17 protein-coding genes are annotated in these 26,321 nt (G+C 58.2%); 5 read left to right on the top strand and 12 right to left on the bottom strand.

The features are described 5' to 3' along the window. Positions 1-422: 422 nt before the first annotated feature. Positions 423-1,559, bottom strand: a complete 1,137-nt coding sequence (locus AC4BCN_RS27340) for a DUF4238 domain-containing protein (RefSeq protein WP_338679952.1) — start codon at positions 1,557-1,559, stop codon at positions 423-425. A gap of 62 nt (positions 1,560-1,621) precedes the next feature. Further along, positions 1,622-2,434, bottom strand: coding sequence for a hypothetical protein (locus AC4BCN_RS27335; protein WP_338679951.1), 813 nt, complete (start codon positions 2,432-2,434; stop codon positions 1,622-1,624). 551 nt (positions 2,435-2,985) lie between these two features. Here AC4BCN_RS27335 and AC4BCN_RS27330 point away from each other — a divergent pair. The 3 genes from AC4BCN_RS27330 to AC4BCN_RS27320 all read left to right on the top strand — a co-directional run bounded on the left by AC4BCN_RS27330 (position 2,986) and on the right by AC4BCN_RS27320 (position 6,643). Next, positions 2,986-3,771: a hypothetical protein gene (locus AC4BCN_RS27330; protein ID WP_338679950.1), complete on the top strand. Its 786-nt coding sequence runs from the start codon at positions 2,986-2,988 to the stop codon at positions 3,769-3,771. Between the two features lie 47 nt (positions 3,772-3,818). Next, positions 3,819-4,796 carry a hypothetical protein gene (locus tag AC4BCN_RS27325; protein ID WP_338679949.1) on the top strand — a complete coding sequence of 326 codons (978 nt, stop codon included), beginning with the start codon at positions 3,819-3,821 and terminating at the stop codon, positions 4,794-4,796. Between the two features lie 248 nt (positions 4,797-5,044). Then, entirely contained in the window at positions 5,045-6,643 is a 1,599-nt protein-coding gene (locus tag AC4BCN_RS27320; RefSeq protein ID WP_338679948.1) for an ATP-binding response regulator, read from the top strand. Positions 6,644-6,669: 26 nt separating this feature from the next. Here the strand turns inward: AC4BCN_RS27320 and AC4BCN_RS27315 are convergent, their stop codons facing one another. The 5 genes from AC4BCN_RS27315 to tnpA form a co-directional block, all read right to left on the bottom strand. Next, positions 6,670-10,680 carry a response regulator gene (locus AC4BCN_RS27315; RefSeq protein ID WP_034754724.1) on the bottom strand — a complete coding sequence of 1,337 codons (4,011 nt, stop codon included), beginning with the start codon at positions 10,678-10,680 and terminating at the stop codon, positions 6,670-6,672. 8 nt (positions 10,681-10,688) lie between these two features. Next, complete coding sequence (locus AC4BCN_RS27310) at positions 10,689-11,846, bottom strand: response regulator (RefSeq protein ID WP_051959249.1); 1,158 nt, start codon at positions 11,844-11,846, stop codon at positions 10,689-10,691. Between the two features lie 600 nt (positions 11,847-12,446). After that, positions 12,447-13,988 carry an IS66 family transposase gene (tnpC, locus tag AC4BCN_RS27305; RefSeq protein ID WP_338679944.1) on the bottom strand — a complete coding sequence of 514 codons (1,542 nt, stop codon included), beginning with the start codon at positions 13,986-13,988 and terminating at the stop codon, positions 12,447-12,449. A gap of 29 nt (positions 13,989-14,017) precedes the next feature. Continuing rightward, a complete protein-coding gene (tnpB, locus tag AC4BCN_RS27300; RefSeq protein WP_034754629.1) occupies positions 14,018-14,365 on the bottom strand; it encodes an IS66 family insertion sequence element accessory protein TnpB in 348 nt (115 codons plus the stop codon). After that, entirely contained in the window at positions 14,362-14,799 is a 438-nt protein-coding gene (gene tnpA, locus AC4BCN_RS27295; RefSeq protein WP_217635066.1) for an IS66-like element accessory protein TnpA, read from the bottom strand. The genes tnpB and tnpA overlap by 4 nt, the downstream gene beginning before the upstream one ends. A gap of 492 nt (positions 14,800-15,291) precedes the next feature. Between tnpA and AC4BCN_RS27290 the strand changes: the two genes are divergently transcribed. After that, positions 15,292-16,550 (top strand): IS3 family transposase gene (locus AC4BCN_RS27290; RefSeq protein WP_338679941.1). Its coding sequence is split into 2 segments (ribosomal slippage): positions 15,292-15,631 and positions 15,631-16,550, totalling 1,260 coding nucleotides; the frame shifts between segments, so codons are not numbered across the junction. A 502-nt stretch (positions 16,551-17,052) separates the two neighbouring features. Here the strand turns inward: AC4BCN_RS27290 and AC4BCN_RS27285 are convergent. Further along, positions 17,053-17,535, bottom strand: coding sequence for a GMC oxidoreductase (locus tag AC4BCN_RS27285; RefSeq protein WP_338679939.1), 483 nt, complete (start codon positions 17,533-17,535; stop codon positions 17,053-17,055). On the opposite strand from AC4BCN_RS27285, the gene AC4BCN_RS27280 reads away from it, so the two are divergent. Continuing rightward, a complete protein-coding gene (locus AC4BCN_RS27280; RefSeq protein ID WP_338682390.1) occupies positions 17,472-17,810 on the top strand; it encodes an FAD-binding oxidoreductase in 339 nt (112 codons plus the stop codon). The genes AC4BCN_RS27285 and AC4BCN_RS27280 overlap by 64 nt on opposite strands. A 500-nt stretch (positions 17,811-18,310) precedes the next feature. On the opposite strand, the gene AC4BCN_RS27275 is transcribed toward AC4BCN_RS27280, so the two are convergent. The 4 genes from AC4BCN_RS27275 to AC4BCN_RS27260 are packed head-to-tail and all read right to left on the bottom strand — an operon-like array spanning position 18,311 to position 26,173. Next, positions 18,311-21,289 carry a TniQ family protein gene (locus AC4BCN_RS27275; RefSeq protein WP_338679938.1) on the bottom strand — a complete coding sequence of 993 codons (2,979 nt, stop codon included), beginning with the start codon at positions 21,287-21,289 and terminating at the stop codon, positions 18,311-18,313. A gap of 2 nt (positions 21,290-21,291) precedes the next feature. After that, positions 21,292-22,803 (bottom strand): AAA family ATPase, encoded by a 1,512-nt coding sequence (locus tag AC4BCN_RS27270; RefSeq protein ID WP_338679937.1) that lies wholly within the window; start codon positions 22,801-22,803, stop codon positions 21,292-21,294. Continuing rightward, positions 22,803-25,181, bottom strand: a complete 2,379-nt coding sequence (locus AC4BCN_RS27265) for a TnsB C-terminal domain-containing protein (protein ID WP_490492190.1) — start codon at positions 25,179-25,181, stop codon at positions 22,803-22,805. Before AC4BCN_RS27265 ends, AC4BCN_RS27270 begins: the two co-directional genes overlap by 1 nt. Continuing rightward, positions 25,172-26,173 carry a PDDEXK family nuclease gene (locus AC4BCN_RS27260; RefSeq protein WP_338679934.1) on the bottom strand — a complete coding sequence of 334 codons (1,002 nt, stop codon included), beginning with the start codon at positions 26,171-26,173 and terminating at the stop codon, positions 25,172-25,174. The genes AC4BCN_RS27265 and AC4BCN_RS27260 overlap by 10 nt, the downstream gene beginning before the upstream one ends. Positions 26,174-26,321: the final 148 nt, after the last annotated feature.

Raw genomic sequence — 26,321 nt, 5'->3', positions numbered from 1 at the left:
GGCTGAAACGTATTCTGCTTCACCCGGCGCCGCAGGCCCGGCGTCGGCACGGAGCGTACAATACCTGTGTTTGGCGTGCCCGGCGGTGCCTTGTTACGTCGGAATAGAAACTTGAATCAGCCCTCTTGGAAATCAAGGACTTAAAATTCCCACAGTGTCAAATCTGAGGTGCGCCCTTCTTGAATGATATCGTGAGTCAAGGTTGTTTTGCCAAGTAGCTTTAATATATTCTTGAATAGATCTCTGTACACTTTTTTGCTTGAGGGGAGGCGCCGATTTGTATCCGTGCCTTGTTGCCTTTCATTACTTCGTTTTGTAAAATTCAGACAGATGGCCGCGTGTAGGTCGATAATTTGCGACACATTTGGCCAAGCAGGCCAATTCGATGAAGGAAGAGTGAAGTGCGATGTCATTATTCCTAGTTAAGACACGAGCAAATCCTGCTCAGCCTTCGTTTGTTGCGCATGCCAGTTTTTCCATTGCTTCGCTTCGGACTCGAAAGCTTCGGCGCTGACGTGGCGGCGCCGAAGCTCAGGCAAACGATTATCTTGATCCCTGGAGAATATAAATCTATGCGCATTTTCAGCTGTGAATCGCTGAAAGTAATTTGCAAGCTCAAGTGATAAGACTGTGCCTCTGTCCGGAGGACGATGACCGATCCTTGTGTACAGCAAATGGCGGGGACCAAGAGGCATGTAAATCTCTGTACCAACACTTCCCCAACCACCCAGAAAATCATAGCTCTTTGCCGAGTTGTAATTTAGTTTCACCACAGGGTCGTCGCTAGTAAGCCAACTCATTCCCTCTGGGCATTTTAAAATTGTCCATCTGTGCGTGAATAGTACCTGCAGCGTTTTTGTCAGTAGATGTCTCAAGCTAAATAGCCATAAGCCACGACCAGCAATCATTTCTACGCCGATATGGCCATGCTCAACGCCGGGCAACAATTCTATAGTCGTCCTGATGGGGAAATATTCTGCATGAGGGGACGAGGAAGTCTCAACTGCCACACCGCTCTGCTTCGCTTCCGAGAACTTATTCACGGTTTCTGTGAGTATTTCTTCGATTGTGGTTTGAAGGTTTGTTTCCCAACGCTTCATTGATTCGTGCAGTGTAGCTGGCGTGCGCACGTCTTGGGCTGCGACGAAGCGAATAATTTGGCGCCAATCTTGAGGACTTAGGCGCTCATCAGCAATTGCTTTTTCGATTGATGCTTGCGCTGGAGTCTCAAACTCTTCATTCAGCCAGCGTTCGATCTCGTCGGTGTCTCGGCCGGCGGCGATTCGGGTGTATAAATTTTGATGTTTAGCGATCCCTCTCGCGGAGGCTGGCTTCCATAACGGCATTCTCTCGTCCGGTACAAGCAAGCGACTCGTCCAAATTTTGCCGTCTAAGCCAGCCCACCGCTTCAAGTAGCTTTGAGGAACGTAGTGGTTCTCATGTGTAAATTGCGCTGTCATTGAACTCGCCGCGATTCCTAGTTTACGAATTATATCGACTTGTGTGGCTCTATTGGCACTTGACTTCAATGTGCTGCATTTTTCGTTCAGCGACATCATGCATCTATCCATGGACGCTGCTATATGGGCACACAAGTAACAGCGCAGCCTGGGCTGGGTTGTTACTGCTGCGATGCTTGGCGTTCTCTTTGACGTACCCCTTTCACATACGCCGCATCCACCAGACTCTCGTCGTCCAGGTCCAACGCACAGTTCACCAAAGAAGCCAGCGTATTGTCGGTGAGTATGAGTCCACTTGGCAGCGGCCCGATGGGACGACCACTTTTTTCTTTGATGGCGACAAAAAAGGTTTTAAAGAAATCAGCTCTGGAGGGACGTAAGGCTGATGTGGCAACGTCTGTCAGCCGATCTGAGGCTTCCTGGATCGCACTCTTGGCATCGGACGACAGTTCAAGCATCACGTCGCTGAGTGTCGGCCAGTATTTAAGGGAAAACTGCGCCGGAAGCTGTTCAAAACGTTCTTGAACGCGGTTGACGAACTCGCTGTTGTTTTTACCAGCTCCCTTGATCAAGTCGCAGACATGAAAATAGGTGTCGTCGCGGAATCCCGACGTGTTGTGAAGCTGGTCGCGCTGTGTCAGGAGGTGCGCAACCTCAGTCGCCAAGCGTCCGATCTGTTGGTTGATATGGTTGAGTTCTCCACGTGCCTTGCGTGCTTCGGCGATGTCCTCCAGGCTCCAAAATGCGCCTGTGGTGAGAACGACTTCCAGAAAAGCCTGTAAAGCGCCAGGATAGTGACAAAGCTTGCGATGCAGTTCTTCATACGCTTTCGTCAACTCCAAACCACGCGCAAGCAGCCTATCTGCGACAGCATTCTCGCTGCGGAGGATGCCGAGCTTGACGTTACTCAGCTTCTGATTGATGAGGATCTGTTCACATATTTTTCTTGCATTCTTGGTCTGTGGGGTGGTCATCGGTTACCTTTGATTGGGATCATATCCATAGTCTAGTGAACAGCTGAAGTTCTGTCGGTACTTGAACGAGTGATTATTCGTGAGCGTTCAAGTACGTGAAGATCTACCATCTGGTCATCGGCGGCATCGCGCTGCCCAATCCCGCCAGCGTCGCCCTGCACGAAACGTTGGGATTTCAGTAAGTGGCGAGGTTCAAAGAGGTTGGATTCAAGTCTGGACGTTGGGTCGATGTAGAGCATTGGCAGCTAATATTTTCAGCACCGATGAAAGATGAAGCTTCCTGACTGGATGGCATTTTCCTTGTAGGAAGTCGTACTATAGGACTGTAAATCGAAGGTGTAGAGCCGGTCGACTGCGAGGTTATAATACTGCCTAACATCATTCCATAAGCGCTCGAAGAGGCTGCAGTCGAGGCTCTTGAACAATTCAGCAGGTCCAGGCGGCAGAAGCCCGAATAACCGCTAGAGAGCTTCCTACGCTACCAAATCTATTGAGAGCTTGATATGCGAGTCAATCATTTTACCCGTCCCACTATAGCAGCGGCAGTCGCCATGCTCGACGGCTCTCTTAGTCAGGCAAAATTCGACCAAATGGTCTTCAAGTTGGGCCTGGAGAATAGCATTCCGTTTGATACCAGCCTGAGCGTGTCAAAGAAGGTGGCGCTACTTGCGCGCGAGGTCGCGAGAGCGGGTGCAACAATTATTCCCACAATCGACGGTCGAGTGACCTTGGCTGAGGCCGTTGTCCGGGAAGCAGTTGCCCTTACTTCGTCCAGCCGTTATTCGCAGCAGGAACAGCAAGACCGTCTGCTGCGCGCATTGGCTCTGGACGGCTTTGTGATTCAGTGGAATCAAGACTCAAGTATGGGAGAGGTCCCCTTCCTTCGATCGGCACTCCCGGCCGAGATTGACCTTCCTGCGGCCGATGATGAGGTACATCAGCTTCTGAATCACTTTGACTTTACGGTTAGCAAGGGACACCTCGACCAAGCCATTGAGGCACACACGCGCGGTGACTGGGCTGCCGCGAACAGCCAGACTCGTACCTTCATGGAGAGCCTGTTCGACGGGATAGCCAGCCACATTAACGAAGCCCAAGCTGCAACCACGACCAGTTCCGAGAACAGACGTGCAATGCTGGCAAACAATGGGTTCCTGTCGGTTCAGCGTAACGAGTGGACTTTAGATGGCAAGAATTATATCAATGGGCTGTTCAAGATGCTGCATACGGAAGGGTCGCACCCAGGCCTATCCGATGACGATAGGAGCACTTTCCGTCTGCATTTGGCATTGGTAACAGCGCGCACCTTTCTCCGCAGGCTTAAGAACCAAGGATAATTTCAAGGATGCCCAGAGTACAGATCCCTTAATACAAGGACGGATGGATGATCGATTTGCTGCCGATATTGATGAGTGCGACAACCACAATGCAGCTGCGCATGAAGAATTGGTTTGCTGCTTATCCCGCCGGGATGCCGTGGACGATCGTATCGGACTACTGTCTTGGTGATGAGGGTAAAAAAAACGATGTCTTCTCGTTTGTGGTCATCGCCAATCACGACAAGACAGAGAACATCAGTGAATATATTTCGGGAGTCGCACCCCGGGACATCAAGAACATCAGACAAGTACCTCTCGGGTTGATGCAGTATTTAACTTCCCCACAGCCCGTGACGTTTAGCGTGTCGTTTGTTATCAACCGAGATTCAGCACTCTTACGTGACTACCTGCGCGTCGAAGACATGGCAAGCTTTATTCCTGATGCTTGCGAACTTGTGAGAGCTTTGCGTACGAACTCGCCGGCTAGTTCCTCGGTAAACCCTGGTTACTTTGACGAGGTGCTGAGGCGGCTAGGCATTTTTGAGAAGGACTTGGGTCGAAAGCAGATGAACGAGAAGCTGTCGCGCCAGATTCATCTCGCATCGGGATTCGCTGCTACGCTGTTCTATTTGGTTACGAATGCGACCGGAGCGGGCTATCTACGGTGGATTTCGGACCGTGACAAGCTCATTGAGCACAATGATACGATCGTCTACGATCTTGCTTACCTCTATTTCATTCTTATGTCTTCTAGCCGGACGGGACTCATCCGCAATGACCAGGGTAATTTGATACTTGACCTGCCCAAGACCCTTTTCGAGCTACCCGAGAAGACTGGTCAGCATAGGTTCGATGCCCTCATCCGATTGCCAGATTACCTGGCTGGGACCCTTGCTGACATTGGTCCAGACATGTCGTACTCGAAAGAGAAGTTTCGCGAAATGTTGCTCGGGGTCTTTGTTGACTCGCCAAATAACTGGCTCGTGCATTTGACTTCAAATGGTGAGCGTATCTCTGCGCGTTCCGTCCAATACCGCTCCTGACGCGGGTTACGTAGGTTTTTCCAAAGTTGAAGCATGAAGAAGGTAAGTAAGCGTCTGCCCAGTGACGTCTTGGCTAGTTGCAGGATTTGATCGATGATGGCGTCACAGCGATTGACGTTTTTATACAGCCTGGGCCAGAAGCCGACCTTGACGGCTTGAAATGCTTTCATTTCAAATCGATAAAAAAATGCCGCATAATAAATGAAACGGTGTGCTACCCCACGTAGCAGGCCTCACATGGGGGAGACATGGCACAAGTGCTGAGAATACTGGTGGTTGATGATGTTGAAACAATGCGCAAGGTCACGGCTGGCCAACTGGCCTCGCTTGGCTACGGATCGGTGGATCTCGCAGCCGATGGCTCTGAAGCTTGGCGCATGATTGAGCGCAAGCGTTATGATTTGGTGATCTCCGACTGGAATATGCCGGCGTTGACCGGCATCGCCCTACTGCAGATGATTCGTTCCAGTCCGCGCCATGTGCACATGCCGTTTATTATGATCACCGCCGAGGCCGAGCGCAGCCGCATCGAAACGGCCATCAGCAGCGGTGTCAGCGACCTGCTAGTCAAACCCTACACGGCGGGCCGGCTGGCCACCAGCATCAAGCGGGCGATGGCGCATCAGGTTGCAGCACCGGCGCCGGATAAGGAAACGAACATCGACGCGCCGCAGGCCGCCACACCCGTGGACGATGTGATCGTCAAGCCACCGGCGGCGGTCCATTTACAATCAAGGGAACCGTTGCCTCCGACATTGCTCCTGGTCGACGACACCGCTGACAACTTGTACGTGCTGGCCAATGTGTTCAAGGGCCGCTACCGCATCAAGGCAGCGCACAACGGCGAGAAAGCACTGGCCTTGTGCTGTGGCGACACGCCGCCAGACCTAGTGCTGCTGGACGTGATGATGCCCGGCATGGACGGTTTTGAAGTGGCGCGCCGCATGCGCGAGCATCCCAGCGCAGAAAATGTACCCATCATCTTCGTCACCGCCCTTACCGACGACGCCGCGCGCCTGCAAGGCATGGAGTTGGGCGCGGTGGACTTCATTACCAAGCCAATCGACCCGGCCCAGCTGAAGCTGCGGGTCGACAACTTCATGCGCTACGTCGAGCTGCGCCGCCACCTGCAAGCCGATTACGACAACATGCTCGCCATCGCCCGCCTGCGCGATGACGTCGAGGCCATGACGCGGCACGACCTCAAGGGACCGCTGGCCGGCGCCATCGGCATAGTGCAGTCGCTGATCGACGCCGCCGACATGGACCGCCGACAGCTTGAGAATTTGCGGCTGGCCGAGCAGGCCATGCTGCAGGTGACCGACATGGTCAACCTGTCCACCGAGCTGTACAAGATCGAGACGGGAAAATACGTGCTCCATGCAGCGCCGCTGCCCATCAGCGACATGTTGCGGCGGGTGGTTGAGACGGCACGCGCCACTTACGCGGGTAAGCAGCTGGTGTTGGCGGTCGACACCGATTTCGATGTCGGCATCGACGCTCCGCTAGCGCTGGGCGATGCAATGTTGACCTATTCGCTGCTGAATAATCTGATCAAGAACGCCTGCGAGGCAGCGCCAGAGCGCACCCGTGTCATTGCCACGCTGTACACCGGAAGCCCGTTGCGCATCGAGATAGTCAACAAGGGTGTGATCCCGGAACCGATACGCGAACGCTTCTTTGACAAGTTCGTCACCGACGGTAAGTCCGGCGGCACCGGCCTGGGCACTTATTCGGCACGCCTACTGGCGCGCGCGCAATACGGCGAGGTGGCCTTCGCCGTCGATGACGAGCTCCAGACCACCACCCTGATTGTCAGCCTGCCGTCGGTGCCGCCCCCGGCCTAAGGCGAATCGCGCGGCGGCCTTGCTTGTCAGGCTGGCTGCACCACGGCATCAAGCGCTTCCAGCGCAGCGTCGAAGTCGAAGCGTTCAATTGCCTGGCTGACTTTGCGCAGCTGTCGCGCCAGCGGGTGGCCGGCGGCTTGCGATTCCAATGTCTCCAGCACATCCAGCGCGGCGGTATCGCTGTCGGCCAGCAGCTTGCGCAGCTGGGCAAGTGTGGCGGTCGCGTCCGGCGGCAGGGCGGGAGCCGCTGCGATGGCCCCGGCCCGGGTGTTCTCTGCCGCTGCAGTATAGTTGCCCAGCGCCGCCAGGCCGAGCAGCACCGGCGCCAGTTCGTTTTCGACCGCCGTCAGCAGCACAGCCAGTTCGGCTTCGGCTACACCAGCTTTGCATGCCAGTTCCAGTGCGGTAGCTGTCGCCGCCACGCCTTTGGCACCGACGTTGCCGGCGGTGCCGCGCAAGGTGTGGGCTACCCGCGCCGCCGCTGTGGGGTCATCGCTTTGCCGCGCAGCCTCAAATTCCCCCCGCAGTCTAGCGTGGCCGTCGCGGAAGCGCACCAGCATGCGCAGGTAAAGGTCCTGCCGGCCCATGCTGGTCGCCAGGCCGGCGCGCTGGTCGATACCGGGGAGTTCGGCAGGTAGGGCCGCAACCACTTTGCCTGCGGAATCTGGCTGCCCCGCTGGGGGCGCTGCTAATGCCGACTGCGCCGGGCGGATCCACTTGCTCATGGTGGCGAACATGGCGGTGACGTTCAGCGGCTTGGAGATGTGGTCATTCATGCCGGCAGTCAACGCCATTTCGCGGTCGCCGGCCATGGCGTTGGCGGTCATGGCGATGATCGGCAGCTGAGCGTAGCGGGGTTGGGCGCGCAGGCGGCGGGTGGCTTCGTAGCCATCCATCACTGGCATCTGGCAGTCCATCAGCACGCCGTCGAAGGCGACGGTCCCGGCTTGAGCCAGTAGGTCCAGCGCCTGTTGCCCATCGCCTACGATGGTGAGCACGATGCCAGCGCTTTCAAGCAGCTCGCGCGCTAGCTCCTGGTTCATATCGTTGTCCTCGGCCAGCAGCAGGCGGGCGCCGGCCATGCGGGCCTGGTCGGCCGCGCTGCGGTCCTGTCGCTCTGCCTGGCGCGTTTCGGCCACCACGCCCTTGCCCAGTACCTCGCCGATTGCTTCGAGCAGCGTCGACGGGGTGACTGGCTTGGTCAGCACGGCTGGCAGCGCCACCTGCTGGAGCGCCGCCGCTTCCTGAGCGTCGTCCCGGCCGAAGGCAGTCACCATGATGACAGAAGGGATGTGAGTCACGGCGCCGCTCTGCATGCGCTGCAGCGTTTCGACGCCGTCCATGCCCGGCATGCGCCAGTCCAGTAGCACCAAGTCGTAGGGCAGGCTTTTGCGCTCAGCCTCGACCATGGTGCGCAGCGCGCTGTGGCCGCTGTCGGCGAGGTCCACCTCCAAGCCGAAACTGCGAGCCATTGTCGACAAGATTTCGCGCGCGCTGGCGTTGTCGTCGACCACCAGCACGCGCAGGCCGAGCAGCTCGTCGGCGTGGAACATGCGGCGCGGCTGCACCTCGGTCTGGCGTCCGAAACGGGCGCTGAAGTGGAAGGTCGAGCCCTCGCCCGGCATGCTCTCGACCCAGATCCGGCCATCCATCAGCTCCACCAGCTTCTTGGAGATGGCCAGACCTAGCCCGGTGCCTCCGTATTTGCGCGTGGTCGAGCTGTCTGCCTGGCTGAACGAGTGGAACATGCGTTCGCACTGCTCGGCCGTCATGCCGATACCGCTGTCGCGCACCCAGAAGTGAAGCTCGACTTGATCCCCGGCGTCGGCAGCCATCTCGATCCCGACCACGATCTCACCGCGTTCGGTGAACTTGGCGGCGTTGTTGCCGAGGTTGACCAATACCTGACCCAGCCTCAGCGAATCGCCTACCAATGCGGTCGGCAGGTCGGCCGAAGTGGCGAACAGTAGTTCCAGGCCTTTTTCCTCGGCCTTCAGGCCGATCATGCTGGCGAAATTCTCCAGCACGTCCTCCAGCCGGAACGGGGCCTGCTCTATGTTCATCTTGCCCGCTTCGATCTTGGAGAAGTCAAGAATGTCGTTGATGATGCCCAGCAGGTTCTCGGCCGAGCGGTGCACCTTCTCGATGTAGTTGCGCTGTTTTTTGTCGAGATCGGTGCGTAGCGCCAGATGGCTCATGCCGATAATTGCGTTCATCGGCGTACGGATCTCGTGGCTCATGTTGGCCAGGAAATCGCTCTTGGCGCGCGTAGCGTCCTCGGCGATCTCCTTGGCGCGCAGAACCTCGGCCTCCGCCAGCTTGCGGTCGCTGATGTCGCGCACCGAGGCGCACACGCAAACGCCGCGCTCGGCGATAGCCGGCAGCCGCGACAGGCCGATCTCGACCGAGAAGCGGCTGCCATCCTTGCGCATACCGTGCAGGTCGGCGCCTGTCATGCCCATCTGGCGTGCCGTGCCTTGCTCGATGAAACCATTGCGCGAGCCGACGTGGCGCCCGTGCGCCTCCGGCGGCACCAGCGTTTCGATCGGCAAGCCGGCCAACTCGCCGGCCTCGTAGCCGAACAGCTGGTCGAGCTGCGGGTTGGTCATCATGATCAGGCCGTGCACATCGATTACCAGCATGCCGTCCGGCGCAGCCTCGATGATGCCGCGATACCAGGCCTCGGTGGCTTTCAGCACCACCTGCTGCGCTTCGAGTTCGATCGCCATGGCCTGCACCGCGTGGCTGCGTGCCTTGATTTCCAGCGACATCGCCAGTTTGGGCAGCAGCTCGTCCATCAGCACCCGGCCCGATTCGCTGGGAGCGTCGAAGCCGGCCAGCTCCAGCACGCCCATCAGGCGCTCGCCGTGCAGCAGTGGCAGCACCTGCAGGTGGCGTGGGCGCGACCGCCCCAGTTGCGAGTGAATCTGCACGTAGTCGTCCGGCAGGGCGTCGAGCCGGAGCGGCTGGCGGTCCTGCGCGCACTGACCCAGCAGGCCACTGCCCAACGCCAGTTGCGGCGCCGGCGGATGGTCCGGATCGGCGGCGTAGCTGGCGGCAAGGCGCAATGCGGCGGCGTTTTCGTCAAGCAAGTAGAGCGCGCCCTGGCCAGCCTGCACCAGCGGCGCGAGTAGCGTCAACAGGCGCTGCGCGGCCTGGTCAAGGCTGGCCGCTTGCTGCAGTTCGGCCTGGATCGAGGCTTCCTGCGACTTGATCCAGCGCTGCATGTCGAGCTGGCGCGATTCGACCTGCAACTTGGCGATGGCGCGGGCCAGGTCGCCCGTTTCGTTCTGGTAGTCAGTATGCGGAATCACGCTGTCGAGCTGGCCGGCGGCCAGCGCATCGACCGCCTCGCGCAGGCGGTTGACCGGGCGCCGGATCGAGATGCTGATCCACCAGGCGCATAGCAGCGCCACCGCCAGGCCACCGATCAGCAGGGCGTAGGTGAGGGTGCTGCTGGTGAGGGCGAATTGGCGAATCTGGTAGATGGTGCTGCGGGCGTTGGAATCCTTGACGGCGGCGATCTCGGCCATCTGCCGGTCGGCGGTGCGCATCGCGTGCTGGAAGCGCTCGCTGTTGAGCAGGGCGTTGGCTTCGGCGTTGCGGTGCAGCCGCGCCAGTTCGATTGCCTCGTCGGCGATGCGCTCGGCGCGCGCCAGCATGCTTTCAAAGACGTTATGGCGTTGCTGGTTGTCGATGCGCAGCAGGGTGGCGCGGGCCTCGTCGACGGCAAAGTGTAGCTGCTCGCGCGTCTTGTCTAGCTGTTCGAGCGCCTTGTCGACGGCAACAGGGTCCGGGGCGTTGGCCACCTTGTGCAGCATTAGCTCGAAGCGGTTGAGCTGGATGCGGGCCTCCTTGACCTGTACGATGCCGATCATGCCCTCGCTGAGCAGGCGCTGCATGTCGCTACTCAACTGGTCTTGGGTGCGCAGGCTTTGCAACCCCAGCGCCAGGGCCAGCAGCAGCACTGCGCAAAAGCCGGCCGCAAGCTTCTGGCGCAGGCGCAGCCGTTCAAGATAAGCCAGGGGCGAACGCATGCCGGCGCTCACTGTGCAGGCAGGGTGTGTGCGATGGCGGCAGCCTGCTTGGCCATGTCCTGGTCGCTGTCGGCGTAGCGCGCGGCGATCTGCTGGAAGGCGGGCAGGTTGGCCAGGAAGGCGTCGCAGACGTCGGGATCGAAGTGCGAGCCGCGCCCCTCGGCGATGATCTGCACTGCCTTTTCATGCGGCATGCCTTCCTTGTAGACGCGACGACTGATCAGGGCGTCGTAGACGTCGGCCACCGCCATCAGCCGCGCCGAAATCGGGATGGCGTCGCCGGCCAGGCCTTCGGGGTAGCCGCTGCCGTCCCATTTTTCCTGGTGTGAGTAGGCGATCTCCTTGGCCAGGCGCAGGAAGTCGACGTCCATGCCCAGTTGTTGTTCGGCGTGGGCGATGGCGTCGCGCCCGAGCGTGGTGTGGGTCTTCATGATCTCGAATTCCTCGGGTTCGAAGCGGCCAGGCTTGAGCAAGATGCGGTCGGGGATGCCGATCTTGCCGATGTCGTGCAACGGCGCCGACTTGAACAAGAGCTTGATGGTGTCGGGGTCGAGGAAAGCGCGGAAGCGCGGATGCTCGCTCAGATGTTCGGCCAGCACCTTGACGTAGTGCTGGGTGCGGCGGATGTGGTTGCCGGTCTCGTTGTCACGCGTCTCGGCCAGCGAGGCCATGGCGTGGATCGTGACATCCTGGATCGCGCCCAGCTCGCGCGTGCGGCGCTGGACTTCCTGTTCCAGGTACTCGTTCTTGTCGCGCAGGAAGTCGGCCGCGTCTTTGACCTTGAGTTGGGTGCGTACGCGCGCCAGCACCACGGGCGGGCTGATCGGTTTGGTGATGTAATCGGCCGCGCCCAGCTCCAGACCGTGCGTCTCGTCCTCGCTGGAGGCCATAGCGGTCAAGAAGATGATGGGTATGTCGCGCGTGGCCGGGTCGCCCTGCAGTGCCTGCGCCACTTCGTGGCCGGTCATCCCAGGCATCATGATGTCAAGCAGGATGAGGTCGGGCGGCGGTGCATCGCGCGCGATGCGCAGTGCTTTCTCGCCGTTATTCGCTGCTTTGACCGTATAACTATCCTTGAGCAAGTTGGCCATCAACAGAAGATTATCCGGCGTGTCGTCCACGACAAGGATTACAGGCCTGATGGGACGGGTATAAGATGAGTTCATGCCTAAATGCTCCAATCAGGTCCGCACTAATTTGTTGCCTAGACTATATCTGTGTCCTGTGTGCAAGTAAACCGCATATTAGTTTTGCTATGCGAATCGCTCCCGTCCTACACTACATTCTCCGATCTCTAGGTATATATGGATTGCTCATCACTCAACATTTCGAAAATGACAGTGTGGGGAGGGTGCGCTTAGGGAGACCTCTGCCGCCAAGCTGAACTTCTGCTTTGAGGCCAGGCTGTGTGGAAACGCAGAAAAATTCTGGTTCTTCAAAAATCGGCCTCTCAAAACGCGCGCTACCCCGTTTTCTCGGTGGCGGGAATGGTAACCCTACCCACAAATATTTTGAGATTTGAAGTTTTCACCCAGCCTGGGGCGGAACCAGCCGCTCCCTGCCTCTGCTGGTGGCGTTACGGAAGTTGTCAGTTCAGGGACGACGTCGTTCGCAGCCATTTCGTTATCCCTTTGGATTAGTCGCAGCTATTCAGCGAAAAATCGTCGCAGCTTTTAGCAAAATCAAGTTGGCCTAGCCCTGTGCCGCAATACCTTTCGTCGCGTCTATTTCAGAAAGTCACAACACCGCTGGGAAGCGGCGTGATCTCAAAGGGCTGCTGGCAGCTTGCAGTTCCAAGGCAAGAAGTCATCAACCCGGTTGACGGGATGATCGGTGATATGCGTCAGCACGTGACGCAACCAGGCTTCGGGTGCGACACCGTTCAGCTTGGCCGTGCCGATCAACGAGTAGATCGCGGCGGCCCGTTCGCCGCCGCTGTCGGTGCCGGCGAACAGATAGTTGCGCCGACCAATGGCGACACCACGCAAGGCGCGTTCGGCCGCCGAGTTGTCAATCTCGATGGCGCCGTCGTCGCAGTAGCGCAGCAGCGCCGGCCAGAGCTTGAGCGCGTACAGGATCGCCGCCGCCGTGTCGGACTTGCGCGACAGCGTATCGAGCGTGGAGCGCAGCCAGTGCTCCAAGTCCTCGAGCAGCGGGCGCGAGCGGGCTTGCCGAACTTGTCGTCGTTCGTCGGGCGGCTTGCCCCGGATCTCGGCCTCGATCACATAGAGCTCGGCGATCCGGCGCAGCGCCTCGGTGGTCAGCGGCGTCGCGCGCGCCGCGTGCAGGTCGTGGAATTTGCGCCGCGCGTGCGCCCAGCAAGCCGCTTCCTGGATCGTGCCGTCTTCGAACAAAGCGTTGAAGCCAGCGTAGGCATCGGCTTGCAGCACGCCCTCGAACTTGGCCAAGTGGGTTTGCGGATGGATGCCCTTGCGGTCGGGCGTGTAGCCAAACCAAACCGCCGCTGGCGTGGTGTCGCCGGCGGGCCGGTCATCGCGCACGTAAGTCCACAGACGGGCCGTCTTGGTTTTGCCATTGCCGGGCGCCAGCACCGGGATCGGCGTGTCGTCGGCATGCAGCTTCGACGCCGTCAGCACGTGGCGGCGAATGGCATCGACCAACGGACGCAGCAATGCGCTAGCGGCGCCGACCCAGTCCGCCAGCAGCGCACGATCGAGGTCGACGCCTTCGCGGGCGTAAATGACGGCCTGGCGGTACAGCGGCAGATGATCGGCGAACTTCGCAACCAGCACATGCGCCAGCAGGCCGGGGCCGGCGATGCCGCGCTCAATCGGCCGGCTTGGCGCCGGCGCCTGGACGATGGCGTCGCAGCAGGAGCACGCCAGTTTCGGACGAACATGGCGGATCACGCGGAAGCTGGCCGGCACGAACTCCAGTTGCTCGGCCACGTCCTCGCCCAGCGGCCGCAGGCCGCCGCCACAAGCCGGGCAAGCATCGGCCGGCGGCGCATACACCTTTTCGTCTCGCGGCAAATGATCGGGCAACGGCCGGCGCACAGACTTCTTTCGCGGCGCCTGGTCGGCCGCCGGCATCTCGCGCGCCGCCTCGGCCTCGTCGACTTGCAGGTCTTCCAGTTGCAGCTCCAGCTGCTCGATTTGATGATCCAGCTTTTCCGATTTGCGGCCGAATTGCATGCGCCGCAATTTGGCGATCTGCAGCTTGAGGTGCTCGATCTCGACGGCGCGCGTGTTCAGCTGTTCGCGCAGCCCTTCAACCACCTCGTTTTGAGCGAGCAGCAGCACCTTCAAGGCGGCGATGTCGTTGGGCAGGTCGGCTGGGCTGAGCATGTGCCAAGTTTACGCGAGCCTTGTGTCGTTTACAAGGCCGACGTTGGTCTCCAGGTCCGTTCCGGCCGCCGCCAGTCGATGCCTTCAAGCAGCATCGACAGTTGCGCCTGCGTCAACGCCACCGAACCGTTGGTAGCCTGTGGCCAGATGAAGCGACCACGCTCAAGCCGCTTGGCCAGCAGGCACAGGCCATCGCCGCTCCACCACAGGAGTTTGATGAGGTCGCCGCGCCGGCCCCGGAACACGAATACGTGGCCGCTGAACGGATCTTCCTCCAGCGCCGTCTGCACTTTGGCAGCCAGGCCGTTGAAGCCGGAGCGCATGTCGGTGGTGCCGGCGGCAAGCCATACCTTGGTGCCGGCGGGCAGGCCGATCATCGTAGAACCCGATCGAGCACCTGCGCCAGCGCGGCCGCGTTGGGCTGGCCTTCGATTCGCACGCGCACTTCGCCCAGCTCCAGCATGATCGTGCCGTCGGCGTCGGCGTCGGCGTCGGCGTCGGCGGTGGAGTTGCCCGGAGCAGGCGCCGTTGGCGCCAGCACCACTGGCAATAGGCCATCGTCGCGAATCAACGCAGGCACGCCGAGGCGTCCTTGTTGATAGAGGCGGCGCCAGCTAAACACCTGGTTGGCGTTGACGCCGTGTTCGCGTGCAATGCGAGCCACCGAGACGCCCGGTTCCAGCGACAACGCCACCAATGCGCGCTTGAACTCTAAAGAATGCTGCCGATAATGGCCGCGCGCATTCGTCGAAGTGATTGGTTGAAAATTTGTGTCCATAATCAGAATTTGTGGGCACAAATGCTGTGCCAAAATTCGATCATGAATGACGGTGGTCAGGGAGTCCAGACGGCGCTGGGAAGACGCTTACGAAGGTAACTCTAGCAAACAGCGTTGGAAAACGTATTCGGTGCTCATGCACGAGGGGCCGGAACCGTTCGCGCTACGGTGTGGCATGGCATTTAGCCGACGGCAGCGTCGAGCCAGTAGGCATGTGCAGCGCATTCTCAAAAGTGGGGCACATGGGTGAGTCTACCCAGATCCTGGCGGAATTCCGCCGAGAACTGGTAAGGACTGTCGCGTACGCCGCCAGAATGCCGTCGCATGTGTATTCTAGACTCGTGGCGATTCAGTAGACGGTAACGGGAACAGGCGATGGCACTGCCAAATTGCAGCTATCAGCGCCAGGTTTCGCCATAGAAATTCCGCAGGTAATCCACTCTGTTGCGCAGCTTTGAAATAGCCCCTTGATTCACCAGACACAGCCTATGCGTTATTCTTACGGATAGGAATAGGACTGTGCATATGACTAGGAACAAGCAAACAATCGAGGTGGTGACGGTGGGCCAGGAGCGCCGCAGGCGCTGGTCTGCCGAGGAAAAAGCGGCGCTGGTGCGCGAGACTTACGAGCCAGGCATGAACGTGTCGCTGGTCGCTCGCAAGCACGGCGTCGGTGCAAGCCAGTTGTTCAACTGGCGTAAGCTCGAACGGGAAGGCGCGCTAACGGCGGTCACTGCTGGCGAATCGGTGGTACCAGCGAGCGAACTGGCCGCTGCACGCGCGCAGATAGCCCAGTTGCAGCGCATGCTCGGCAAGAAGACGATGGAGGCGGAAATCCTGAAGGAGGCCGTCGAGTTTGCTCGCGAAAAAAAGTGGATTGCGCGCTCGCCCTTGTCGGGCAAGGACGACCAGTGAAGCCGGTCTGCTCTGCCCTTGGCGTAGCGCGCTCACACGTAGCCCAGTTGCTGGTTCGTCCCGCGGACTGGATCGACGGGCGTACCACTCAGACGTTCCACCAACCTACCGACGCCATCCTGGTCGACGCCGTGCGCGCCGAGATTACAGCGCTGCCGACCTATGGCTACCGCCGGGCTGGCGCTCTGGTCAACCGCACGCGCGCCTTGATGGGCTTGCCAGCAATCAATCACAAGCGGTTTTATCGCGTGATGAAGGCGAACAGTCTGCTGCTACCCAAGGCGCCGAAACGCCCAGTGAGCAGCCGCGTGCACAATGGCGCGGTGGCGGTGGACGAACCCAATCAGCGCTGGTGCTCGGACGGCTTCGAGATCGCCTGCGACAACGGCGAAGTGGTGACCGGTGTGTTCATGAAGGATTGCTGTGACCGAGAAATCATTGCCTGGCGTGCGTGGGCCGAACGTGGCCTGCCTGGCGAGCCCGTGCGCGACATGCTGGTGGAAGCGGTCGAGACAAGATTCGGCCAGGCCAGCGTCGGCTCGACCCGGCTGGAATTCTTGAGCGACAACGGCGGCGCCTATCGAGCCCATGAAACGCACGCGCTGGTGCGCGCACTTGGGATTGAACCGGTGCATACACCGGTATGCAGCCCGCAGTCGAACGGCATGGCCGAGAGCTTCGTGAACACGTTTAAACGGGACTACGTGAACTTGATGGACCGCAGCAGCGCAGAAATCGTTCTGGCTCAACTGCCAGACGCCTTTATGCACTTCAACGAGGTCCATCCGCATTCGTCGCTGAAATGGAAATCGCCTCGCATGTTCAGGAGGGAGCTGGCGCGCCGGGCTCAGGAAAGCGGCGCTAACTAAACGATTGGCTGTGTCTGGTTATATTGGGGCAAGATCAGTCATCGCGTCCTGTTGACAGGCGATGCAGGACGTGAAGCGCTACAAGAAGTCATTAACTATGCTCCATTTGCTGGACTCGCGCTACCAGGTATTCGGTATTTTCAAGTGCCCCATCACGGCGGACGCCATAATGTTTCAACTGAGATTCTGGATCAGTTGCTTGGTCCTCGTTTGGACAAGATGCCTGACCAGCCAACTTGGAACGCCATATGCAGCTCCGCTAAGGCCGATGAGGACCACCCCCGAAAGTCAGTAATTCGCGCTGTGTTGCATCGCGGTGGGCACTGGGCGGCGACCGAAAGCAAGGATATTTACTTTAGTGCTGGTATCACACGCGATGGCTGGGTATCAATTCCTCAAGCAGAGTACCCCGAAGAGCAAGAGGAGTGAGCGAAGCCACAAGGGCGTATTTGTCGATGACCCGGGCGGAGCGCCGCTCAGTGTAGGCTGTCATGCTGACTTACTAGGCTAATGCAACTTCATGACCTGTCAAACGCTGAATTAGACCCTGCGTTATCCGATTCACGATTCCATAGATGGAAAGCTGAGGGTTGGCTCCGATGCCGGTTGGAAATAGTGATCCATCGTGGACAGACAGGTTCTCCAATTGCCAATGGAGGCCATCGGGGCGCGAGACACCTTTGCGTTCGTCGGCACTGAGGCCGCAGCTCCCCATGACATGGGCGCTCAAAATCTTCGTGAGATACGGCTCTATCGGCAGGGATTGGATGAGGCGCCGCGCATCTTCCAGCGTGCTGCATAGCCTAGCTTGCTCGTGCAGCGGGAACACCGATTTCGTCCCTGCTACGAACTGGATCTCGGCCATGACCAGCATGGCGCGGCGGGCCCCTTCCAACAGATAGGGCGTCAGCGGATACCGTAATCGAAGAGACGCCGAGTACCAAGACTTTACGCATGGTGGCCGAAGACGGCGCCTCCTTGCCACCGTTTCAGGCGAGCCAGTATGTCCACCTGTTCGTGGAAATCGACGGCGTATCTACCGCGCGGCCTTACGCCATCTCTTCGGCGCCGTCGCAGCACCAGTATTACGACCTGACCGTTAAGCGGGCCCAAGGCGGCTTCGTCTCCAACTACCTGCTGGATCACGTGGCCGCAGGCCAACACCTGCTCAGCTCCGGCCCCATGGGTATCGGCCGCGATGCCGGGGACTGCGCGTCATGCCCAGTCACTGCTACCAGGACATCAGTAACGATGAATTGAACTCGCTGATTGCTTATCCCCTTCAGAATTTCCAGGCGATTGGGACGACTCGTCGTTGGCATCGAGAAATAGCTTCTGCACGTTATGCCAATTGCTGCGTGATCTCGTCGCCTCTGCCTTGAGAAGTATTGATAGCTGGAATGCATATTTTCCGATGGCGTGGGATGAGCGCCGTTTAGCGTACGCTGGCTCGATGGTTTCCGAGTGCAGGTAGGGCCCGTACGGTGTTTCTTGAGATGCCAAAACGCGTGGGGTTCACGCTCAATCGGACCTAGTCGCGAATATGCCAGCATCGAATAATGCTTAGTACTGCCATGTCGATCCCTCTAATTCCCAGATCAATTTGATGATGTTTGTTTGCTTGCAGAATTGCCCCACTCTGTTTGACCCGCCTTCCACTTCCTGGCAAACGCTGCCACGCGGTCGTATGACCCTGCATAACCCAGCTCTTTCATGTCCTCATGGATCTGCCAAATTGAGCTGGCGAGTGCTGCCGTGGCTCAGAACAGCCCAGGCTGCTTGTTCTTTGAACGAATAGGTAACGTGGCGTCGAACCAGGTTTGGTCAAAGCGCAACAGCCAGCGAAACGAAGTCGGTGCAGCCCTGGCAAAACGGCTACGCGTTGCTTTGCCATCTGAATCCAGAAATTCCAGGCATCTTCTCCGGTGTGTTTGCGGCGCAGCCTCCGGAGCGTGCCGTGCCTGTTGAGATGGTGTGCAGTCCATCGTCGCTTGCCAGTGGCAATGCTGATGAAATGCCTGCCAGGAGCCGAATAGCCAATCGACCAGGAGCAGGTTGTGGATGGCCGAACGCGGCGGTGCCGGATGAATAAAGCTACGCTGCAAGATGGCGATACCCTGCGGCGAGAGCGCCGGCGTGAAGTCGCGATGCCCGCTCAGGAATTGGTAACGATGCACAAATTCGCTGGAAAATGGTACACGCCGCAGCATGCCCGTGGCCGTCAGCAGGCCGTGATTATCGAGCGCGTTGAGCAAAGTCGCGTGTACGGTGTCCGCGTCGATACTTTGCCGGGTATCCTTCAGCACATCCATGCCCAGCATAGTCAGGCGATTCAATGTATGGTAGTGCGCTGCCCAATCGACGTACGCCTTGAGGGGGGCCGCTTCGATTTGCTCCGGTAGCAGGAAGCGCTTGTGACGTTCGAGAGGCGCCAGCATGCAGCTCGCCAGAGGCGTGGCGTGGATGGGGCAGACGAATGCTGTGGGCAGATGGTGCGCACGACGCCAGAATGCCGTCGCATGGCAGCGCAGGTCACTTTCGACACAATGCAGACACATCCTCCATCGGCCGGCGGCACCGTTCGACAACGTCGACAAACCATAGCCTGCGGCGATGATTGGTGCGGGAGCCGAGCCGCTATTCCATGGGCGGCTGCCCAGCCGCTCAAAAAAGCCACTCAATGTCATATCAGCGAGAACACGTGCAGGATCGCCAAAGCAATCTTGGGTAACGTCACAAAACCGTTTCAGGTTGACGGGGAAGTCGGACACTCGCGTGTTGCGTGAATGGCCAAACAGACTTTGGCAGGCATCGATGTCATTTCTTGCCGCGTTGGCCAGCCGTATCCTTGCGACGACGCTATAAAGCGTTTCGTCGGATCGTGCAATCGGCAAGCAATGGATATCCATCTGGCTTCTCTTTACACGGATCGTATGGCCGAGCGTCAGGCACCCAGTTGTGTATCGCCAGCGCGGCCGCCAAATGGGGCCCCGGCGCGCGGTGCGCAGGCGATAAGCCCGACCTGCCTTGTAGAATTCGCGTTCGGGACAAGGGCCTTGCCAATTCTTGGCAAGGCCGCGCGATTTCAGGATTGACTTGATGACCTGAATTGAGCCTCCTCCACAAGGAACAAAGTCGGAAAAATATTCCATGATGACCCTGAATTTATTGACTTCGAGCTTGGATAGCGCAATGATTTTGTGTTCGGTCGTGTGCGGATCATGAAGACATTGCAAGGTCCACAGGATGCGCCTAGCATAAAAATGCCAGAGGCTTTCCTCATTGGCACTGATCGCCGCGGCAGTCAACGGAAATCCCGGCCCTGCAGGCCAAGAGGATTTAGACTTGGATTTTGATGCTTGCAACAATCGATTCTTGGTAACTCGCACGGGCCTGGCATTTTCCCCATATAACTCGACCGCGCTTGCCTTGACAGCTTCCGACCACTGGGCATCGCGCACAAGACGCTGTTCTCGAACTTTGAGTGCCCTAGCGGCATCTTTTTTTTGCTTTGCCGCCGCGCTGGCCAAGCGGCGTTCAATCACTTCGCTGGCATTTGGCAGTAATTTGACAACCCGTTTCATGCTGCCGAAATGATGGCGCCATAACTGTGCGATATCGTAATGATCGCGCTGCGCCAGATTGACCAGTTCATCGAGTAGCTCTTCTTCCGGTCGTTTTATGGATTCGACGTTGTCATTGGACGAGCGCGGGGCTACACCTGTAATATGCGGAGGATCACCAAGTTCGGGCTTGGCATACAGGATGGCGTCGGCGCGGCTGAGAAAGAGGGTGGCATCGCGGAAAAGAAAATAAGCGGCCATCAGGTGCCGCGTCAGCGGCGCCTCCACCGCAGAGTGGGCACAAAGAATATTGAGCCAATGCTCCGTTTTTCCAGATTTGTAAGCCGGATCAATCTTGGCGAACAATTCGGCGCCGAAATGCGCTTCGATTTTCCCCAACAACATACTGTGATTGACGCGCTTGTCTCCCCACTGGCATCCAATTTCAATTGCGCGCACTTTGTAGATATCGATCAATTGTTCGATACTCAATTTGCTTGGCTTCGCAGCCAGGAGCACTTGTGCAAAGCGGGCGAATTCAACCTCTACCGCAGACGCTGGTTGCAGGTCAGGCCGTGCTTGATCGGCAAGAGCGCAACCGCACTCGCACCCCATCCATGCGGACAGGATCAATTGCTTTGGCTCAGCGAATGGGCACCCGCACGACGGGCAGCGATCGAGCAATCGGATGGAATGTTTCCAGCACGCGGTGACACCTGGGATCTGGTGTGCGCGGTGGATGTATGGACAGCCATGATCGCGTTCATCGTCGACCAGGCAGTGGGTGCAGATATAGGTCAGCCGGTTGTCGCCCTTGATACGTCGCGGCAGTTTGATCAAGGGGGGACCTGGGATACGATCCGGATGCCTTGTGGCGGACTTGGGGCCGAAGAACTGCTGGAATAGTGGTAACAGGGTGCTGTCATTTTGCAGTTGCACCAAATTGTGGCGAGGCAAACCAGGTAATCTTTCGGCCAGCTTGTCGAGGTTAGGCTGCACCAGCCCTGTCAAACTGAACGGCGCTTTGTCGAACAACTGCTTGTACGTTACCTGGATCGTTGGCCGGCCACGGCGAATATGGTAACGGCTCACTCGCGAGCCGATTGTCTCATCGGGAAAGCCAAGAGGGAAAAAAGGCAGAATACTTGGTACGCGCGCATCGGTCTTGACGGGCATGCTTACGCTCCTGATGAGGATGGATTGATCTGTGAATTGTTGGCTTGGAGTTGTTCCAGGCCGCTGATCAGATGTTCTTGCAAGCCTTGATTGCGCATGTCCTCCGGGTCAAGACTGGCTTTTTTGATGGCGTTTTCCGCTTTTTGATTGGCTTTTCTGGTGCGATTGCGTTGTGCGGTTTCTTTCGACTGTTGCGCCACGGGTTTGCGTGTTTTAGGCGGTGATGATGCTTTCGGTGGCGTTTCCGGCGCTGCTGCCTCCGATGCTGTCGATGCGTCCTGGGAGGACGGGTGCAATCCCCAGCGCACCGCATAACTGCGCCAGGGAATATCGTCAAATTGCTGAAGAAGGAGGGGATTTTTGTCGCGAAAGCCAGCGATCAAAGCTCTGTCCTTGGCGCTGAAGTCCGGGCCGTTGAAAGCTTGCTCCATATGGACTTCAGTAACATAAGAACAACCTTCGTCGAGCGCCAAACGCTGCGAACTGGCGCGGATGCGACCTGCATAATCACGGATGCCGCCGCAATATTTGAACAGGATCGCACCGTCCTTGTCGGCAATCGGCGACGCTTCTGGCATCACGTTGTATCGCCACAGTGCAGGCGCAAGAACGTCGGTAAAGTCATAGTCAAACGACTCCATCGGGTGCATTTCGATGTTGCCACCCGAGCCTACCCGGCGCATATCCTGTGAAAATGAATCGAGCGCATCCATGCCAAGAGGGTTGCCCATCAGTACCAGAGGGATGCCGAAGTTGAGTAAGCGCAGGAAAAACGTCGCGGCGAGGCCGCCTCGCACGCCACCGGCGAAATTGCGACCTTGTAATTCATCGATGACCAACACGCCGACGCCGTGGTTGAGCAGGATGATGCCGATATGGACGGCGAGCTTTTCATTGCTCAGGCCAGCGATGTCACGGGCGCGAGCATAATTGGTGCCGATGGCAGCGTCGAGCGCAGTCAATATCTGGAGCAGCAGGCCGCCGAGCGAGCCGTCGTGGCTCATTGCCACGTACAGCCATGGAGCTTGAATCATGTGGTTCCAGTCGGCGCTTTTGGACGGGCCGTGGTCTATGCGTTGAGGAATGAGGCTCAGTGCACGCAAAATCTCGTAGCTTTTGCCGAGCCCCGTGATACCACTCGCGCGCAATCCTTTTGCGTAGCTGGGTAACCAAGGCAAATTATTGAGTTCCCGACCGGCGCAGCGGGCAAGCGCCATCATTTGTTGCCGCGACGAGACCAAGGCCGGATTGTGCGATGTGTAGCCGCGACGTATCACCCGGAACAGGCGGCTTGTCGTATCAATAGCTGTCAGCGTTGGCTCAAACATTTGATCTTGCAGCCGATCGAGTAGATCAAGGCGCGTCTGCATGTCGAGGTTCTTGATGTCCAGGCCGTCCAACGGCCAATTCGACAGGCGTTGTTCAAGATTTTGCGTCGACAAATGCACTTCAAGCGGTTCCAGAAAAGGATTGGGGACGGGCGGTGAGACGGTGGTTTGGGCGGATGAGAACATCAAAACTTCCTTTCACTATTAAAGCGGGATAGGCGATGCTTTCTGATATCGGTCAAGGTCGATAATGCCGGTGGCGCCGGTTCGGCTGGCACTGGCGGCGATGCTGTGGCCGGTGGCTGTGCCGAGGGTGGTGAGGGTGCAATAGGTTCGGTTGCGCGCCGCACGGCATCGTCGAGCTGGTCGCGTTTTTCTTGTGCCTGTGCAGCGCGAACATTGCCCGCCTTATTGCTCTGTGCAGTCTTTTTCCCGAGGCTGTCTTGCGCCAGTTTTTTCCTATCCCTGGCATCGGCTTCAGTTTCTTGCCTGAATGCCTGCTGATCGATCTCATCCTGGTCGCGGCGCGATGTTGTCGTCTGAACGTACAAGCGATCCGCGTCATTGAGCCCGCACAGATCAGCTATACCACCCTCGTGTAGCAGTATGGCGTCATCCTTGATGTTGGGGATAATGTGCGTTCCGTTTTTATCCATCAATAAAATGTGAGACAGGTCGTCCGGATCGGCCCGCACTTCGATGTGGATGTTGCCGCTTGCTATGGCATCGCGAATAAGGCCGGATTCGGCCAGATACTGGTGATTGAACCGTGCTCCGTTTAGTAATTCCACAGCATTGCCGGTATTGGGCCTATGCAATACAAGTCCCCTGCGCTGAACACTCGCGGTGAAGCGCGGTAACAAATGCGAGCGCAGATAGGTTGGGTCAACCGGTTTTCCGGCAACATAACCATTCAATTTTGCCCATCGATAGATAGCGATGCGGGTACGTGGAACGATTTCCCCTTGTGCTGCATATTCCCTGCGCATTTCGCTCGGCACCATGTGCAAGGGAAGGTCCTGTTTGGTATTGGCCCAGTGTATCCAGAGCAAGAGCAGGCGCGTATAGGAAAAGCGTGAGATCAAGGCTTTGGTAATCGCTGGCCGCTCGCCGCGCTTCGATGGGCGCCCTTTTGTAGTGCCAGTGATGTGATGGTCGAAATTGCGGTGTCGCGAATGGTGTCCCGACTCCGATGGACTGTTGCGGTCCGCTCTGCCGCTGGCAATAAATTCGATGCGCGACGCCAGGTCGTCTACCATGGTCGTGATGCCGCCCTTGCTGCGCAATTCCCCGTTATCGCTGAGGTATTTGGTGAAAAACAGCGCGGGAAAATCTTCAGGCGGCAGATCGAGGTCGTAGCGTTCAAGCATGGAAGTTTTGTCGGTCGCGGCCCTCAAAATCGCCATCTTGGCGTCGTCCGTGCCCAATCCTCCCATGCCGATATGCCAGCCAAGATACAGTCCGAGCCACGCATCGCGTACGAACAGGCCCCGGCCTACGCCGATCGGTTGTCGCGGGTCACCACATGCGACGAAATTGACGTCGACCGGGGACGCATCAAGCGATCCGACCTGCCCGATCGAGACGATGCCGTCGCGCACCGTGCCGGCCAAGTGACGATAATCACGGGCCCATTTCCCCTCACCCATTAACCTGCGCGCGGCGCCGGTGGCGTCCGGCGCTTTAGGTCCGTGATAGCGAAAATTGTCTTCAGTCGGTCGTAAGTGGGCATCCAACAGTACTGGTGTCAGCAGGCCTTGTTGAAGAACATGGCCGGTGCTGTAATACGTCCCGGTCATGGACAGGAAGGCTTGCCTCACGGTTGTGCCGGGATGGACGAACGAAATATAGCCATCCTGAATGTTCAGCACGTCCTGATCGGTCAGGATGAGTCCAGCTTTCTCCGTGTCGCCGGCTTTGACGGCCGTGTTTTTGCGCCCCAACTTGACCTGATTTTTTCCCCGACGCGGAACCGCAGGTGCGCCGGATCGACCAACATTATTGGGTATCAATGCATTTTTGATGCATCCAAAAGCATAATAACGATGCAATGCATCAAATACCTGTCCCGCACTGACGCCAGCCTCCCTTGCCCGCGCGCGCACCAGAGAATCGAGGCAGGCCAGGTTCGGTGGCCGTATGCCGGCGCCGCTGGGAATGAGTGGTGCGATCAAAGTCCATTTGCGGTCCCGTCGAAGTTCGAGCGTTGATCGGTGCCGGTCTTCCGGCGCGATAGCCGGGTCGTTGCAAGGTGGCCACAGGCGGCGAAAATCTTCATCGCCAAGGTGCCAGTGGTTCGGCAAGGCCAATGTCGTCGGTTTAATGGCATCCGTTTCAAGCCAGAATTTCAACTGGGATAGCTTTCTTAAAAAGAATCCCTTGGCGTAATAGCTTTTTTGCTTCTTGCCCGGCATGTCCCGGCCGATACTCGGAATCGGGATGAGTGTGACTTGATCCAGGTACGAAGCCACTTCCAGCACGCGATACAGGCCAGGAAGAGGCGAATTGTCCGAAGTCCCGGCAAGCACCAGGCCCGGCTCGATGGTCGTTTCCGTCATGGCCATGTATCTCCGAAAAAGCGCCGGCGCAAGTCGTCTCGCATGGCCCGCCCGCCTGGCCGGACTGGGTAGGAGGTCAGAATACGTTGCGATGGGTCGATGTCGATGCTCTGTGTCCATGCGCAGTGCTGGAACAATAGCCAGGCCTCGGCGGTCGTGAGGCGTAGCGTACGGGCCGCATGGAGCACTGCTTCGTTGATCGGCAGATCAAGGCTGGCGTTGAGGTAGTGCGCGAACTCGCCGGCCCAGGTAATGAGATGCGGTGCGCAATACAACGTCGACGCGTCCAACCAGACTTCAAGCTGTCCGGCCATGAGTTTCGGTATCAGGGCGGAACTGGAAACGAAATAGGAACAATCGATAGCGGCGGTATAGCGCCTTTCTAACTCCAGCCGTTCAAGCGTGCGCCAGTCGACCTCCTGAGTGGGGTCAACGATCGGTTTCGACGAGAAACCTGCCAGCCTATCTCCCCCTGGCAGCGGTGCTGTGGCCAGCAGGTCAAGGCTCGCCACATAGGGAACGCCGGAACCGATTTCGTAGCCATGATCGATACCGGCTTCACGGGCGATATCGAGCAAGCCCCGAGACCACGGTCTTTGGATGGGAGCCGTGCCCGGCGTTCCATCGAGCGGATGGGGATGAGCGATTGGCCATAGCGGAAATTGTTCGCGCAGGTCCCGCACACCTAGCCATAACAGCAGCAACGCGGTGTGGTATTCGCCACGTGAGTAATAATAGGCACCACGGCGCAAAGGCGGCATGGAGGTGGCCACCTGATTCGAATAGGGCGAAGGGTTGTTGCGCCGCAGGATCAACCAAGGCAAATAGCCGCTGCCGTGACCCATGCCATGGCCCAGCCTGATGCGCTGGCACAACTTCTTGTGCGTCATGCCTTTTTGTAGTCGATGCTTGGGCGTCGGCTCGGCCGGAACGGCAATCAAGTCTGATGGGGCATCGAAACGCCCCGAACTGGTCAATTGTTGCGTAGTTCCCGACATGGACCGCTCCATCTCCAGAATATGTTTTTCCGCACGCAATGACGCACCGAAGCATTCATGTCGTCTTAGAAACGAAAAAGCTCAAATTTTGGAGGTAAATAGCTCACATTATGGACGTCGGTCAATGCACGACTATCGAGTGCGACTA

Source organism: Janthinobacterium sp. Bl 1 (genome assembly GCF_058215535.1).
This window is presented reverse-complemented; position numbering and strand designations above follow the sequence as displayed.

Excerpts from the sequence above, each read along its gene's own strand:
- AC4BCN_RS27325 (WP_338679949.1), top strand. The coding sequence starts at position 3,819 with ATGATCGATTTGCTGCCGATATTGATGAGTGCGACAACCACAATGCAG.
- AC4BCN_RS27265 (WP_490492190.1), bottom strand. The coding sequence starts at position 25,181 with ATGGCCATGACGGAAACGACCATCGAGCCGGGCCTGGTGCTTGCCGGG.
- AC4BCN_RS27315 (WP_034754724.1), bottom strand. The coding sequence starts at position 10,680 with ATGCGTTCGCCCCTGGCTTATCTTGAACGGCTGCGCCTGCGCCAGAAG.
- AC4BCN_RS27270 (WP_338679937.1), bottom strand. The coding sequence starts at position 22,803 with ATGTTCTCATCCGCCCAAACCACCGTCTCACCGCCCGTCCCCAATCCT.
- tnpB (WP_034754629.1), bottom strand. The coding sequence starts at position 14,365 with ATGATCGGCCTGCCCGCCGGCACCAAGGTATGGCTTGCCGCCGGCACC.
- AC4BCN_RS27260 (WP_338679934.1), bottom strand. The coding sequence starts at position 26,173 with ATGTCGGGAACTACGCAACAATTGACCAGTTCGGGGCGTTTCGATGCC.
- AC4BCN_RS27275 (WP_338679938.1), bottom strand. The coding sequence starts at position 21,289 with ATGCCCGTCAAGACCGATGCGCGCGTACCAAGTATTCTGCCTTTTTTC.
- AC4BCN_RS27320 (WP_338679948.1), top strand. The coding sequence starts at position 5,045 with ATGGCACAAGTGCTGAGAATACTGGTGGTTGATGATGTTGAAACAATG.
- AC4BCN_RS27340 (WP_338679952.1), bottom strand. The coding sequence starts at position 1,559 with ATGATGTCGCTGAACGAAAAATGCAGCACATTGAAGTCAAGTGCCAAT.
- AC4BCN_RS27335 (WP_338679951.1), bottom strand. The coding sequence starts at position 2,434 with ATGACCACCCCACAGACCAAGAATGCAAGAAAAATATGTGAACAGATC.
- AC4BCN_RS27330 (WP_338679950.1), top strand. The coding sequence starts at position 2,986 with ATGCTCGACGGCTCTCTTAGTCAGGCAAAATTCGACCAAATGGTCTTC.
- AC4BCN_RS27310 (WP_051959249.1), bottom strand. The coding sequence starts at position 11,846 with ATGAACTCATCTTATACCCGTCCCATCAGGCCTGTAATCCTTGTCGTG.
- tnpC (WP_338679944.1), bottom strand. The coding sequence starts at position 13,988 with ATGCTCAGCCCAGCCGACCTGCCCAACGACATCGCCGCCTTGAAGGTG.